The organism is Amycolatopsis sp. NPDC041971, assembly GCF_055588925.1.
On record NZ_JBVJCE010000006.1, the window covers coordinates 19,161 to 32,141 of the forward strand.

Here is a 12,981-nt window from a genome sequence, read left to right on the forward strand (position 1 = left end):
AAGGAAGGGGTCCTTCATGTACTTCAGGCGACCTGAGTGACTGCAGAACCGCCTTGCCTCCCACGAGGTCGCGCTCAGGAGCCGTTCCGCCACTCCCGCGCGATCATCCGCATGAGCGCCGGGTAGATGATCAGGTACCGGAACGGCTTGATGAATCCCATGTACGCCCGGCCGAGCAGGCCGTTGGGTTTGACCAGTACCGCCATCTGACCGCGATACCCGCCCTGTCCGTCTTCGACCCAGGCGATGTGCAGGACGCCGTGCATGGTCCGGTTCGCCATTTCGGCGGCGAATTCGTCTTCGAGCCGGTAGAGCGGAGTGAACGGCGACCAGTCTTCGTCCGGTCCGGTCGATGTGTCGCGGAGGTCTTCCGGCAGTTTGCCACGGAGTGATCCCACCCGGGTGTCGAGGCCGGAAGTCCGCTTGTCCAGGCCGAGCAGTCCGCCGAGTTTCCAGCGCAGCGACCACAACGCCCGGACGGGCAGCGGTGCTCCGTCCGGGAAGCCGCCCGACGAGAACTGCTTCACCAGCTTGCCGAAGTCGTCCGGACCGCCAGGCGTTTCCAGTGCCCAGACGTCTTCGAGGTCGAAGTCACCGGCGATTTCGTGGATGCGCCAGGAGTGGGTGGTGTGCGCTGTGTTCGCGAGTTTCACGCCGACACCAGCTGGACGATCTCGCGTGGCCGGACTTCGCGGTCGTCGAAGGCGACGTCCACCTCCGCCGATCCCAGAGCCTGCATCGAGGCCACCTGCGCCGCCTTGGATTCCCACCGCACGATCGAGACCACGGCGTCGCCGGCGGTGGTCACCCAGCATTCGGCGGCGAGGCACCCGGGGGTGGAGCGCAAGACGTCGGCGACTCGCCGGACGCGCGAGACGAATTCGTCGTGGTGATCGGGGTGAGGGTAGTGCGTGGCCACGAATCCGACAGTCATCGTCGTTGTTCCTCCCAGTGAACTTCCGCCATCTATACGGTAGCGTATATATCGTCGTCATGGTGCCGGAGTGACGGGAGATACGGTGATGGCATGGCCGCCGAAACCCGGACCCCGCCGAACGCCTGGATCGACGCGGGACTGCACGCCCTGGCCGCCGGAGGCCCCGGCGCCGTTCGCGTCGAGGCGCTCGCGAAGGCGCTCGGCGTCACGAAAGGCGGGTTCTACGGCCATTTCGCCGATCGAGGCGCGCTGCTGGAGGAAATGCTCGCCGCCTGGGAGCGGATGAGCACCGACCTGCTGTTCGAGAGCGTCGAGCGTGAAGGTGGGGACGCCAGGGCGAAGATCCGGCGAGCCGGACTGCTCGCCGGCGACCGGCTGCTGCCGATCGACCTCGCGATCAGGGATTGGGCCCGGCGCGACCAGGCGGTGGCCGAACGGCTCCGGCGGGTCGACAACCAGCGGATGGATTACCTGCGTTCCCTCATGCGCGAGATCTTCGCCGACGAGGACGAGGTCGAAGCCCGGTGTCTGCTCGCGTTCTCGCTTCTGATCGGCAAGCACTTCATGGCCGCCGACCACAATGGCCGCACCCGCGACGAGGTCACCGAGCTGGCGGGGGCGTTGCTTCTCGGCGGCGGGTCCGACCAGGGCGGGGTGTGAGCGCTAGTCGTCGTCTTCTTCGGGTGTCGTCGGGACCTGTTTGCGCGCGACGTAGATGAGCAGCCCGATGATCACCACGGGGCCGACGAAGATCAGGATCTCGTCCCAGCCTCCCTGGTGCATCATCATCACCCGCGCCGCGATGGTCATGAGCCGGAGACCAGTGCGATCCCGAGCGCGGTGAAGCCGATCATCAGGGCCAGCATGGGGTACTGGCCCACCTTGACGTAGTTCGCACGCAGCACGCCGACGGAACGGTCATGCGCCGAGGTCACGGCCAGCACGTGGCCCGCGACGATTCCGGTGATCTGCACCAGGGCGATCACCCCGGTCGAGACGACCGTGTAGTCGATCGCGCGGCCGAAGCCCTGCTGCCCGGAGAACACGGCGAACGAGAAGTAATGCGCGATCGTGTAGCCGACCATGATCGGGATCAGCGACGGCGCGAACGCGGGATACGGGTCGAAACCCCGGCGCAGATACGGCCTGGTCAGGCTGATCGCGCCCGCGTAGGCGCCATACGTGAGCGCGATACAGGCCGCGAGCCCGGCGGTGCCGCCGGGGACACCGGCGTCCAGCGACGTCCAGAACGGGAGCCGGGTCAGACCGTCGAACGCCGTCGAGCCGAGCACCACCAGGACCAGCGCGGTCAGCCACGGCGCGGGGGAGATGGCGAGCAGCCCGTCCAGCGGGTTCCGGACCACGAGCCGCCCGTCACCGCGCCTGCCGAACGGGGACAAGGCCGCGATCAGGCACGCGTAGACCTCGAAAGCGTCGCCGCGGTCGAACCAGCGCGGACCGTAGATCACACCGAGAGCAATGTGTATAACGGCATACACGGTGCAGAAAAGAGCGATCGCGCGCGGCGAGTCCGAATGCGGGAACACCAGTTCCAGCCAGAGAAACGCCAGGAGGCCGACGATCGCGGGCAGATAGCCCAGCCGGTCCGGGAATTCGCGACGCCGGGCGGGGATCAGCAACGCGACCGTCCTCAGTGGATTCAGTCGCCGCCAGACCGGGCCGAACAGAAGCGAAAGCGGCACCAGTCCGACCCAGAACCAGACGTAGAACCACGCCGGAGCCGGATTATCGGCCGAACTGCCGGGACCCGCCCACGCCATCGCGAGGAAGCCCGTGAACAGCACCACGCCGACCACACGCGACGCGACCCGTGAAAGCACGCTGTCGACGAACCGCTGCAGGGGGAGGGGGAGCGCGCGGCCGGCCTCGGCGCCGCGAAGCCTTGGTTCCTTCCAAAGCACGGTGAGCGCGAAGAAGGAGACGATGACGGCCGCCGCTCCCGCGTAGAGCGCGAGCCACAGTGGCACCGGCAGATCGGACCGGCCGCCGAGACCGTGCGCCAGGATCATCCGCTCACCCGGAGCTTGGTCACCGCCGCGCCGCTCTTGTGCAGTTCCACCTCGAAGATCCCGTCGACGTTCGCGGTGAAGGCGACTGTCCCCGGAACCCCAGGAGCCAGTTGGGCGGCCTTGTCGTAACCGTGGACGTGCAGTTCGTCCGCCTGGTCGGAGGTGACCTCGAGCGCGACGTTCTCGCCGGTGCGCACCGCGACCTCCTCCGGGCCCGCCGTGCGCTTGCCCTCGGCGATCGAGAACTTCACGGTCCGGGTGCCGGTGCCCGGCGGCTGTTCGGAACCGGTCGATCCCGAACAGCCGGTCACGGCCAGCAGCGCGGCCACGGTGATCCCGCAGATCCCGCCGATCCTCCGCATCGAAGTTCCTCCAAGTCATACACCCCGGGTTGCCTGGCCGGAACCATGGCTCTATCGTGTTACCGCAAGGTAACAGTTACTTAGGTTAGCAGGAAGGCGAGAACGGTGTTCATGGCTCAGGAGAGCCCGCCTGCCGGCGGCGCGCAATTCGGGCAGATCGTCATCGCGGGCCTGATGTTCACCGCGGTCTTCCTCCCCTTGGCCCTCTTCGTGCTCCGCGAGCGCGCGGGGAAGCGGACCGTCATCGGTCGTGTCGCCGACTGGATGGGTGACTTCAGCGGTCTGCCGCGCTGGGCGGCGCTGCCGATGTTCGTCGCCTTCCTCTCCGGAATGTCGGCGCTGATCGGCGTCTACTGGGACGTGCCGATCCACATGGAACTCGGCCGCGACGAAGGCCCGCTCGCGAACCCGTCGCACTTCCCGATCTACTTCGGGCTGATGGGCATCTTCGCCAGCGGCGTGCTCAGTGCGACCTTGGCGACGAAGGACCTGCCCAAGCGCACGTTCAAGATCGGCCCGCACTGGCGGGCGCCGATGGGGTCCATCCAGATGATGGCGACCGGTCTGGTCGGCATCGCCGGATTCCCGCTCGACGACGTCTGGCACCGGCTGTTCGGCCAGGACGTCACCGAATGGGGGCCGACGCACGTCCTGATGATCGGTGGCGGCGTCTGCGTCGTGCTGGGACTGCAATTGCTGCTCGGCGAAGCCCGCCAGGTCGGCGCGACCGGGCCGATCGTGCGCCTGCTCGGCCCGGTGCTCGCCGGTGCTTGGATGATGGGCGCCTCCGCGTTCCTCATGGAGTTCGACCTCGGCGTCCCGCAGTTCCCCATGCTGTCGCAGGTCGTGCTCGTCGGCCTGATCGGCGCGTGGACGCTGACCTACGGGCGGCTGTCCTGGGGCCCCGGCGGCGCGCTGATCGTCCTCGCGGTCTTCCTCGCCTCCCGCGCTTCTTTCGCCGTCATCCCGTTGTTCGCCGACCTGCATGTGGCTTCGTTGCTGCCCTATGTCGCCGAAGCGGTGATCATCGAGGTCGTCGCACTGGCGATGCGGAGCCGGCAGAGTTATGCCTTCGCCGCCGTCGCCGGTCTGCTCGTGGGGACGGCCGGGATGCTCGCCGAGGCGGCGTTCACCCAGTGGCTGATGCCGAACCCGTGGCCCGCCGCCCATCTGCCGTTGTTCGTCCTGTTCGGGACCGGCGCCGCCCTGGCGGGCGCGTTCATCGGCGTCTGGCAGTACCAGCGGGTGGAGGAGACGGCGACACAGGTGCCCGCGGCAGGCCCCCGGCACACGGTCGGACTCGTCGGCGCGCTGGGCGCGGTCGCCTTGATGTCGGCCGTCGCCGTCCCGCAGGATCCGGAAGCCGGATTCACCGCCGACGTCCGGCTGACCGAAGCCGTGGCCGGGCTGCCGATCTCGAACCCGCATGGTGGCGGGACGCCCCGGTGGGTCGACGCGACCGTCACGATCTCCCACCCCGATCTCGCCGACGACGCCGTGTGGCTGAATGGTTTCGCTTGGCAGGGCGGCGACTTCTTCACCGCTCCGCTGGAGAAGATCGGCGACGGGGTATACCGCACGGCCCAGCCGCTGCCGGTCTTCGGCCAATGGAAGACCGGGATCCGCGTCCACGTCCCGAACCGGGTGATGGGGCTCGCCCCGATCTACGCGCCCGCCGACCCGGCCGCGGACGCCCCGGCGATCGACGCGGCGTCCGGTACCCGCCCGTTCATGTCCGAGATCGAGTTCCTGCAACGGGAACGGAAGTCGGAGACGCCCGCCGTGCTGTGGACGGTCGCGTACGTGACCGTCGGGCTGATCTTCGCCGGCATGTGGGCGCTGTTCGCGTGGCTCTACGCGGCCGCCGCCACCGCGCGGCGGCGTGAGGTCACCGTCGGTTGACTCCCGCGTTTCGTCCTCTGAATGCGGTACTTGCGCATGCAACTACCGCATTCAGAGGACGAAACGCTTTGCTCGCACTTCGTCGCACGTATCGATTGAGCATCATCGGGCGCAAGCATTCTGCAAGCACGCTTCCCTTGAATTCCCAGGACACTGCTCATGTCGCCGTTTCGCGCGGTGAAATGGTGACACACCGCAACGCCCGCGAGACGTAAAGTAGTTGGCGACCACGTGACGACATCCGCCGTGCACGATCGGTATTGGCGAGTCATTGCGCGGTTACCGCGACATGTGGTTACTTTTCCGCCTTGGGGGTTCGGTCACAGCGAGTTTCGATGGGGTGGTCTTCGTGCGCACTGAGTGTTTTCCGAGGCGATGGCGCGGTCTTCGCGTGGTCGCGGTCCTTGCCGCTTCGGCGGTCGCGACGGTGCCTTTCGTGCCCGCCGCGGCGGCACAGCAGCAGGGCAAGGTCCTCCGGGTGGCGCTCACGACCGGCATCGACCACCTGAATCCCTTTACCGCCCAGCTGGCGGCGTCGACGCAGGTCGGCCGGTTCAACTATGAGTTCCTGACGCTGCCGTCGGCCGAGGACACCCAGCCCACGGGTGGTGTCGCGGAGTCGTGGAAGACCTCGGACGACAAGCTCACCTGGACCTTCACCATCCGACAGGGGATGAAGTGGTCCGACGGCAAGCCGGTCACCGCGCAGGACCCCGCGTACACCTTCCAGCGGATGCTCGACGACGAGAACGCCCGCACCGCGAACGGCAGCTACGTCACCAACTTCGAGTCGGTGTCGGCGCCGGACGACAAGACGCTCGTCATCAAGACCAAGACCCCGCAGGCGAGCATGACCGCGCTCGACGTCCCGATCGTGCCCAAGCACATCTGGGAGCCGATCAAGGACCTCAACGCCCCCTCGACCGACGAGATGGCCGTCGTCGGCGTCGGCAGCGGACCGTACCTGCTGACCGAGTACAAGAAGAACGAGTTCGTGAAGTTCAAGGCGAACAAGGACTACTGGCGTGGCGCGCCCAAGGTCGACGAACTGCAGCTGCTGCAGTTCAAGGACGCCGAGGCCGCGGTCAACGCGCTGAAGCAGGGCGAGGTCGACGCCATCAACCGGCTCACGCCGACGCAGTTCGACGCGCTCAAGGGCGAGAAGAACATCACCACGAACAAGGCCCCCGGCCGCCGGTACAACGAGCTCATCATCAACTTCGGTGTCAAGAACGTCCTCGACCAGCCGATCGGTGACGGCAATCCGATCCTGAAGGACGTCCGGGTCCGCAAGGCGATCGCGCAGGCGATCGACACGGAGACCATCGTCCAGAAGGTGATGAACGGTTACGGCCAGCCCGGCACCGGTGTCGTGCCCGCCATCTACAAGGCCTACACCTGGACCCCGTCCGACGCCGAGAAGACCAAGTTCGACATCGCCGCCGCGAACGCCACGCTCGACCAGGCGGGTTACGCGAAGGGCGCGGACGGCATCCGCGTCGCCCCCGGCGGCGCGAAGCTGGAGTTCCGGCTCGCCGGCCACGCGAACCGGCCGTTCGACCAGCGCACCGCGCAGTTCGTCAGCGGCTGGCTCAAGGACGTCGGCATCGGCGTCAAGCAGGAACTCGTGTCCGACGACGAGGTGGACGACCGCACCACCGCGGGCAACTACGACCTCGCGATCTCCGGCTACGGCACCTCGCCCGACCCGGACTACGCCCTCAGCCTGAATACCTGCGCCGGCCGTCCGAACGCGGAGGGCAACGGTGGCACCTCGTCGACGTTCTTCTGCGACCCGCGCTACGAAGAGCTGTACAAGAAGCAGCTGATCGAGTTCGACCCGGCCAAGCGTGCCGAGCTCGTCAAACAGGCCCAGGCCGTGCTGGCGGGCGAATACGTCGACGTCGTCCTGGACTACGACAACGTGCTCGAGGCCTACCGCTCGGACAAGTTCGCCTCGTTCACCAAGCAGCCGCAGCCCGACGGCGCGATCCTCGAGCAGTCCGGCTACTGGGGCGTCTACGGCGCCACTCCGGCCGACGCCCCCTCGGCGAACGCCGAGGAAAGCGGCAACACCGGATTGTGGATCGCCATCGGCGCGGTCGTGCTCGTGGTGCTCGTCGGCGGCGGCGTGCTGCTCGGGCGGCGCGGCAAGTCGGCCGACGACCGGGAGTAGAGCTCGTTGACCGAAGCACTCAGTTCCCTCGACAAGACCCCGGCGCTCGTCGATCCCGACGAACGCCGGGGCGGGACCGGCACCGCCCGGTTCGTGCTCTCCAAGATCGGCGGCGCGTTGGCGAGCCTCGCGCTCGTCGTCGTCCTGGGGTTCTTCCTGTTCCGGACGCTGCCCGGCGATCCCGTGCGGTTCATGGTCCGCGACCGGCCGACCGACCCGAAGATGATGGCCGAGCTGCGCGAGCAGATGGGCGTGGACAAGCCGCTGCTTCAGCAGTTCTGGGATTACGTCGTCGGCCTGCTCCAGGGCGACATGGGGGTTTCGTATCTACAGCGGCGCCCGGTTTTCGACATGGTCGGCGAGCGGTTATGGCCGACGATCCTGCTGGTCGGTAGCGCGACCGTGCTCGCGGTCGCGGTCGGCCTGTGGCTCGGCATCCGCGCGGGCTGGCGCCGGGGGAGCAGGTTCGACAAGGTTCAGACCGGAATCGCGCTGACCCTGTGGTCGGTCCCGCAGTTCTGGCTCGGACTCATGCTGCTGGTGGCCACCAACGGACTCTTTCCCAGCCGGGGCATGCATTCTCCGGACGCCGCGCCAGGCTTCTTCAGCGAAGGGCTCGACGTCCTCTACCATCTGGTGCTGCCGTGCGTGACCCTTCTGGTGGTGTTCTACGCGCAGTACATGCTGGTCATGCGCTCGTCCCTGATCGGCGAGATGAACTCGGACTACCTCACCACCGCGCGGGCCAAGGGGCTGCGCGACGACCTCGTCCGCAAGCGGCACGCGGTGCCCAACGCCCTGCTCCCGACGGTGACGCTGGTCTTCATGCAGTTCGGGATGGTCGTCTCGGGTGCGGTCTCGGTGGAGGCCGTGTTCAGCTGGCCGGGGCTCGGGCAGCTGCTCTACGAAGCTCTTCGCGGGCCTGATCTTCCTGTCCTGCAAGGAGTCTTCGTCACCCTCGCCGGCGCGGTGGTGTTGATGAACCTGCTCGCGGAGTTGCTCTACCGCGTGCTCGACCCCAGGGTGCGGACGGCATGACCACAGCGGAAAAACCCGGTTCGATCGTTTGGCGCCGCCGCCGTGAGGCAGTGGCGAAGCGCTGGCACGAGTTCACGACGAACAGGGCGGGCGTCTTCGGACTGGCCTTCCTCGGCTTCATCACGCTGCTGGCCGTCCTCGCGCCGGTGATCTCGGACGAGTCCGGCCTCGATGTCACCAAGGCCCAAGGCGGTTCGCTGGAACCGCCCAGCGGGGAGTTCTGGCTGGGTACCGACATCGACGGCCGTTCGGTGCTGCTGATGACGTTCTGGGGGGCGCGGATCTCGCTGCTCACCGGCTTCTCGGCAGCGTTCCTCTCGGTGCTGATCGGCACCGTCATCGGGATCGCGGCCGCGCATTTCGGCGGCTGGCTGTCCGGGCTGTTGCTGCGGTTCACGGACTTCTTCCTGGTGCTGCCGTCGCTCGTCCTCGCCGTGGCGCTCGCCTCGGTGCTGGATCAGGGCACGATGACGGTGATCATCGCCATCGGCGTCACCGCCTGGCCGAGCACCGCGCGACTGGTCCGCGCGCAGACCCTGACGATCGAGAGCCGGCCGTACATCGAGCGCGCGAAAGCGCTCGGCGGCGGTCACCTGCACATCGTCGGCAAGCACGTCCTTCCCGGCGTCATGCCGCTCGTGCTGGCCAACACCACTCTCGTCGTGGGCAATGCGGTCATCGCGGACGCGACACTGGCGTTCCTCGGCGTCGGCAACCCGAACACCGTCTCCTGGGGCGCGATGCTGCAGACCGCTTTGAACAACGGCGCGATCAGCAAGGGCGCCTGGTGGAATTTGCTGCCGCCGGGTATCGCGATCGTCGTGGTCGTCCTCGCCTTCACCCTCGTCGGACGCGCGCTGGAGACAGTGCTGAACCCGCGCCTGAAGGGACAGCACTCATGAGCCCCTTGCTGGAACTGAAGAACCTCGGTGTCACCTACGCGACCGGCGGTGGTGAGGTCGCCGCCGTCCGTGGCGTCGATCTCGTGCTCGAACCCGGGGACACCCTCGGGGTGGCGGGGGAGTCGGGGTCGGGGAAGTCGACCGTCGCGATGAGCGTGCTGCGGTTGCTCCCGCGGTCGGCGAAGGTCAGCGGAGAGATCCTGCTGGACGGCGAAGACGTCACGGCCATGAAGTGGGGCAGGCTGCGCGCGGTGCGCTGGGCCGAGGCCTCGGTCGTGTTCCAGGGCGCGATGCACGCGCTCAACCCGGTCCGCCGGATCGGCGAGCAGATCGCCGAGCCGATCCGCCTGCACCCGCCCGGCGGCAAGGCACTGTCGGACGGCGAAATCAAGGCCAAGGTCAAGGAACTCCTCGAACAGGTCGACCTGCCGCCCGGCCGGGCCGGGGCGTACCCGCACGAGCTGTCCGGCGGCCAGAAGCAGCGCGTCATGATCGCGATGGCGCTGGCCTGCTCGCCGCGGCTGATCATCGCGGACGAGCCGACGACCGCGCTCGACGTCGTCGTCCAGGCACAGGTACTCGACCTGCTGGGCAGGCTGGTGACCGAACAGGGGATCGGGCTGATCATGATCAGCCACGACCTGTCGGTGCTCGCCGCGACCTGCCGCCGGATCGCGGTGATGTACGACGGCGAGATCGTCGAGGAACGGCCGAGCGCGGAGCTGATGAGCGCGCCGCGGCACGAGCACAGCAAGGCACTGGCGGCCGCGTTCCCGACCGTCGGCGACCCGGTGTCCCGGTTCGCGCCCGCCACCGGCACGCCGTTGCCGCCGGAACCGGAACGCACCGGTGACCAGCCCGCGTTGCTGGAGGCCGAGGACCTGCGCGTCAGCTTCCGCGACCGCACCGGAAAGCGGATCAACGCCGTCGCCGGGGTGAGCCTCCAGGTGCGGAAGAACGAGATCGTCGCGCTCGTCGGCCAGTCCGGCTCGGGCAAGACGACACTGGCCAGGACGCTGCTCGGGCTGCAGAAACCCGACTCCGGCGCGGTGCGGTACGCCGGGAAACCGGTCCCGCTCGGCGGCGCCGTGCTCAAGGCGTACCGGCGGCAGGTCCAGCTCGTGCTGCAGGACCCGACGAGTGCGCTGAACCCGAACCACACGGTGTACGAGGCCGTCGCGGAAGGCCCCCGCATCCACGGAATGACCGCGAACGAGCACGACCTCGTCACCAAGGCCCTCGAAGCGGCCGAACTACGGCCCGCGGAGAAGTTCCTCGACCGGCTCCCGCACGAGCTGTCCGGCGGGCAGCGGCAGCGGGTCGTCATCGCGGGCGCGCTCGCGCTGGACCCCGGCGTGATCGTGGCCGACGAACCAGTGGCCTCGCTCGACGCTTCGGTGCGAGGGGAGATCCTCGCGCTGTTGCTGCGCCTGCGACGCGAGCTGGGTCTCGCCGGGCTCGTGATCACCCATGACCTCGGGCTGGCCTGGAACATCGCCGACCGGGTCGCGGTGATGTATCGAGGGGAGCTGGTGGAGGTCGGTACCGTGGAAGAGGTCCTGCTCGATCCGAAACACGACTACACGAAGTCGCTGCTCGCGGCGTTGCCCGGCGGCACCGCCCAGCGTGCGGCGGCCGACCGCTGAGCGAGGGGTTTCCCGTGTCCGACGCGGGAAACACCCATTGCCGCGCATACGCACAGGCGCGGTGTGTAACCTCCAATCTCGAAATGGCGACCACGACAGACCCCCCGCAGACGCCCTCGGCCGGTTCCCTCGGCGAGCGGCTCCGGGTGCCTTCCCGGTTCCCGTACCGCACCATCGCGATGGGAACCATAGGCAGCACGCTGCTGATGCTGGCGGCGCTCGGCGCCGGCGGCATCCTCATCCGTGACCCGATCCTGGGGCACGGACCGTTGTCGTGGATCCGCTACGGCCACGGCCGCGTCCTCGCCAACGCGATGCTCTACACGGGCTTCGGACTGATCATCTGGGCGTGGGTCCGGCTCGGCCGTTACGCGCTCGCCGGCCGGATCGGCAGCCGTCCGATCGTGATCGCCGCCGCCTGCTGGATGGCGCCTCTGCTGGTCTCGCCGCCGCTGTTCACCCGCGACGTCTTCTCGTACCTCGCGCAGGGCGCGCAGCTCCTCAACGGGCTCGACCCGTACGCCAACGGCCCGGCCGAGCTGGTCGTGCTGCCGGACGTCGTGCAGAACGTCCACCCGCTGTGGCAGACCACGCCCGCACCGTACGGCCCGCTGTTCCTGCTGGTCGCCAAGTGGATCGTCTCGGTCACCGGCAACGACATGATCGCCGGTGTCATCGCGACCCGGCTGGTGTTGATGATCGGCCTGGTCGGGATGCTGTGGTCGCTGCCGCGGCTGGTCAAACACCTCGGCGGCAAGCTGCCGATCACCCTGTGGCTCGCCATCGCCAGCCCGATGACGGTCATCCACCTCGTCGGCGGTCCGCACAACGACCTGCTGATGCTGGGCTTCCTGACCGTGGGCGTGCTGGCCGCGCTGGAGCGCAAGCACGTCGTCGCGATCGTCCTGGTCACCATCGGCATGCTGATCAAGCCCACCGCGGCGTGGGCGCTGCCGTTCCTGGTCTGGGTGTGGGCCAACCACCTGCCCGGTGACCGGAAGGTGGCCAACTTCTTCCGCGCGGGCGCCGCGTCGGTCGGGATCTTCCTGCCGGTGTTCGTGGCGGGCACCTGGCTGTCGCTCGGCTCGGTCAATCTCGGCTGGCTGACCGGCCTCAAGGCGCCGACGCTGATCGCGAACTGGATGAACTTCCCGACCGGCATCGGCGAGATCTTCTACTCGCTGGTGAACCTGGTGATCGACGTCGAGGTCTCGCCGTTCGTCACCGTGTTCCGGGCGATCGCGATGGTCGGCCTGTTCGTCTTCGCCGGCCGCCAATGGTGGCTCGCCCGCGACGGCGGCAACCCGGCGATCCACCGGATGGCGATCGTCCTGCTGGCCGGCGCGATCGTTCCGCCGCCCTCGCTGCCGTGGTATCTGACCTGGGGTTTCGTGGTCCTGTCGGCGTTTGAATGGCGCCGCCGGAACCTCGCGGTCGTCGTCGCGGTGTCGGTGTTCGTGACGCTGGTCTACTACCCGACCGGCGAGCAGGCGCTGTACGACTGGTGGTTCATGGGGGGCGTCGTCGCGGCGAGCGTGTACGCGGCCGCTTCACTGCTGCGGCCGGACCCGATGGGGATCGTCGCGGCTTGGCGGGGGAGGCCGGTGGAGCAGTTCCTGCCCGCCGAGGCTCCCCGCTCGTCCTGATTTTCAAGTACATGAAGGCCCCCTTCCTTGCGCTAGACGCAAGGAAGGGGGCCTTCATGTACTTCGGCGGGCATGGTTCGCGATCCTGCGGCGGCTTGGCTGGGAGGTAGTGAAGGCCTCCTTCACGGACCCAGAGTCCCTCAAGGAGGCCTTCACGGACTTGAAGCGACCACCAAACTGTATAACGACCTATACGGCACGGCAAGGGCGTTGGGGGGGGGGGGGGGGGGAAAAAAAAAAAAAAAAAAAAAAAAAGAAGCCACCACCCCCCGAAGGGGAAAGAGCGGGGCCCCCCAGACATGGGGAGGGGGGTGTCTGTGGTTTTTCAGGTATTCCCCTCCC

General features: G+C 67.9%; 12 protein-coding genes. 7 read left to right on the forward strand and 5 right to left on the reverse strand.

Translation table 11 applies throughout. The features are described 5' to 3' along the window. Window positions 1-74: 74 nt before the first annotated feature. Both ACZ6DT_RS14650 and ACZ6DT_RS14655 read right to left on the reverse strand, forming a co-directional pair. The gene (locus ACZ6DT_RS14650; protein WP_465594069.1) at window positions 75-653 is read right to left on the reverse strand and encodes a DUF2867 domain-containing protein; all 579 of its coding nucleotides are present in this window, start codon (window positions 651-653) and stop codon (window positions 75-77) included. Continuing rightward, window positions 650-934 (reverse strand): antibiotic biosynthesis monooxygenase, encoded by a 285-nt coding sequence (locus ACZ6DT_RS14655; protein ID WP_465594072.1) that lies wholly within the window; start codon window positions 932-934, stop codon window positions 650-652. Before ACZ6DT_RS14655 ends, ACZ6DT_RS14650 begins: the two co-directional genes overlap by 4 nt. Window positions 935-1,027: 93 nt before the next feature. Between ACZ6DT_RS14655 and ACZ6DT_RS14660 the strand changes: the two genes are divergently transcribed. After that, on the forward strand, window positions 1,028-1,597 hold the full coding sequence (locus ACZ6DT_RS14660; RefSeq protein ID WP_465594075.1) for a TetR/AcrR family transcriptional regulator: 570 nt from the start codon (window positions 1,028-1,030) through the stop codon (window positions 1,595-1,597). 3 nt (window positions 1,598-1,600) lie between these two features. Here ACZ6DT_RS14660 and ACZ6DT_RS14665 read toward each other — a convergent pair whose 3' ends face one another. Genes ACZ6DT_RS14665 through ACZ6DT_RS14675 form a run of 3 tightly spaced genes read right to left on the reverse strand, consistent with a single transcriptional unit; the run spans window position 1,601 to window position 3,329 of the window. Beyond that, on the reverse strand, window positions 1,601-1,747 hold the full coding sequence (locus ACZ6DT_RS14665; protein ID WP_020635224.1) for a hypothetical protein: 147 nt from the start codon (window positions 1,745-1,747) through the stop codon (window positions 1,601-1,603). After that, window positions 1,744-2,967: a hypothetical protein gene (locus ACZ6DT_RS14670; protein WP_465594078.1), complete on the reverse strand. Its 1,224-nt coding sequence runs from the start codon at window positions 2,965-2,967 to the stop codon at window positions 1,744-1,746. The genes ACZ6DT_RS14665 and ACZ6DT_RS14670 overlap by 4 nt, the downstream gene beginning before the upstream one ends. Next, complete coding sequence (locus ACZ6DT_RS14675; RefSeq protein ID WP_465594081.1) at window positions 2,964-3,329, reverse strand: cupredoxin domain-containing protein; 366 nt, start codon at window positions 3,327-3,329, stop codon at window positions 2,964-2,966. The genes ACZ6DT_RS14670 and ACZ6DT_RS14675 overlap by 4 nt, the downstream gene beginning before the upstream one ends. Before the next feature lie 111 nt (window positions 3,330-3,440). Between ACZ6DT_RS14675 and ACZ6DT_RS14680 the strand changes: the two genes are divergently transcribed. The 6 genes from ACZ6DT_RS14680 to mptB all read left to right on the forward strand — a co-directional run bounded on the left by ACZ6DT_RS14680 (window position 3,441) and on the right by mptB (window position 12,639). After that, entirely contained in the window at window positions 3,441-5,231 is a 1,791-nt protein-coding gene (locus ACZ6DT_RS14680) for a hypothetical protein (protein WP_465594084.1), read from the forward strand. 391 nt (window positions 5,232-5,622) lie between these two features. Continuing rightward, window positions 5,623-7,407 carry an ABC transporter substrate-binding protein gene (locus tag ACZ6DT_RS14685; RefSeq protein WP_465594087.1) on the forward strand — a complete coding sequence of 595 codons (1,785 nt, stop codon included), beginning with the start codon at window positions 5,623-5,625 and terminating at the stop codon, window positions 7,405-7,407. Window positions 7,408-7,413: 6 nt separating this feature from the next. After that, window positions 7,414-8,445, forward strand: a complete 1,032-nt coding sequence (locus ACZ6DT_RS14690) for an ABC transporter permease (RefSeq protein WP_465594090.1) — start codon at window positions 7,414-7,416, stop codon at window positions 8,443-8,445. Next, a complete protein-coding gene (locus ACZ6DT_RS14695; protein WP_465594093.1) occupies window positions 8,442-9,347 on the forward strand; it encodes an ABC transporter permease in 906 nt (301 codons plus the stop codon). Before ACZ6DT_RS14690 ends, ACZ6DT_RS14695 begins: the two co-directional genes overlap by 4 nt. Continuing rightward, the gene (gene nikE / locus ACZ6DT_RS14700; protein WP_465594096.1) at window positions 9,344-10,993 is read left to right on the forward strand and encodes a nickel ABC transporter ATP-binding protein NikE; all 1,650 of its coding nucleotides are present in this window, start codon (window positions 9,344-9,346) and stop codon (window positions 10,991-10,993) included. The genes ACZ6DT_RS14695 and nikE overlap by 4 nt, the downstream gene beginning before the upstream one ends. An 83-nt stretch (window positions 10,994-11,076) precedes the next feature. Continuing rightward, complete coding sequence (mptB, locus tag ACZ6DT_RS14705; RefSeq protein WP_465594099.1) at window positions 11,077-12,639, forward strand: polyprenol phosphomannose-dependent alpha 1,6 mannosyltransferase MptB; 1,563 nt, start codon at window positions 11,077-11,079, stop codon at window positions 12,637-12,639. The last annotated feature ends 342 nt before the right edge of the window (window positions 12,640-12,981 follow it).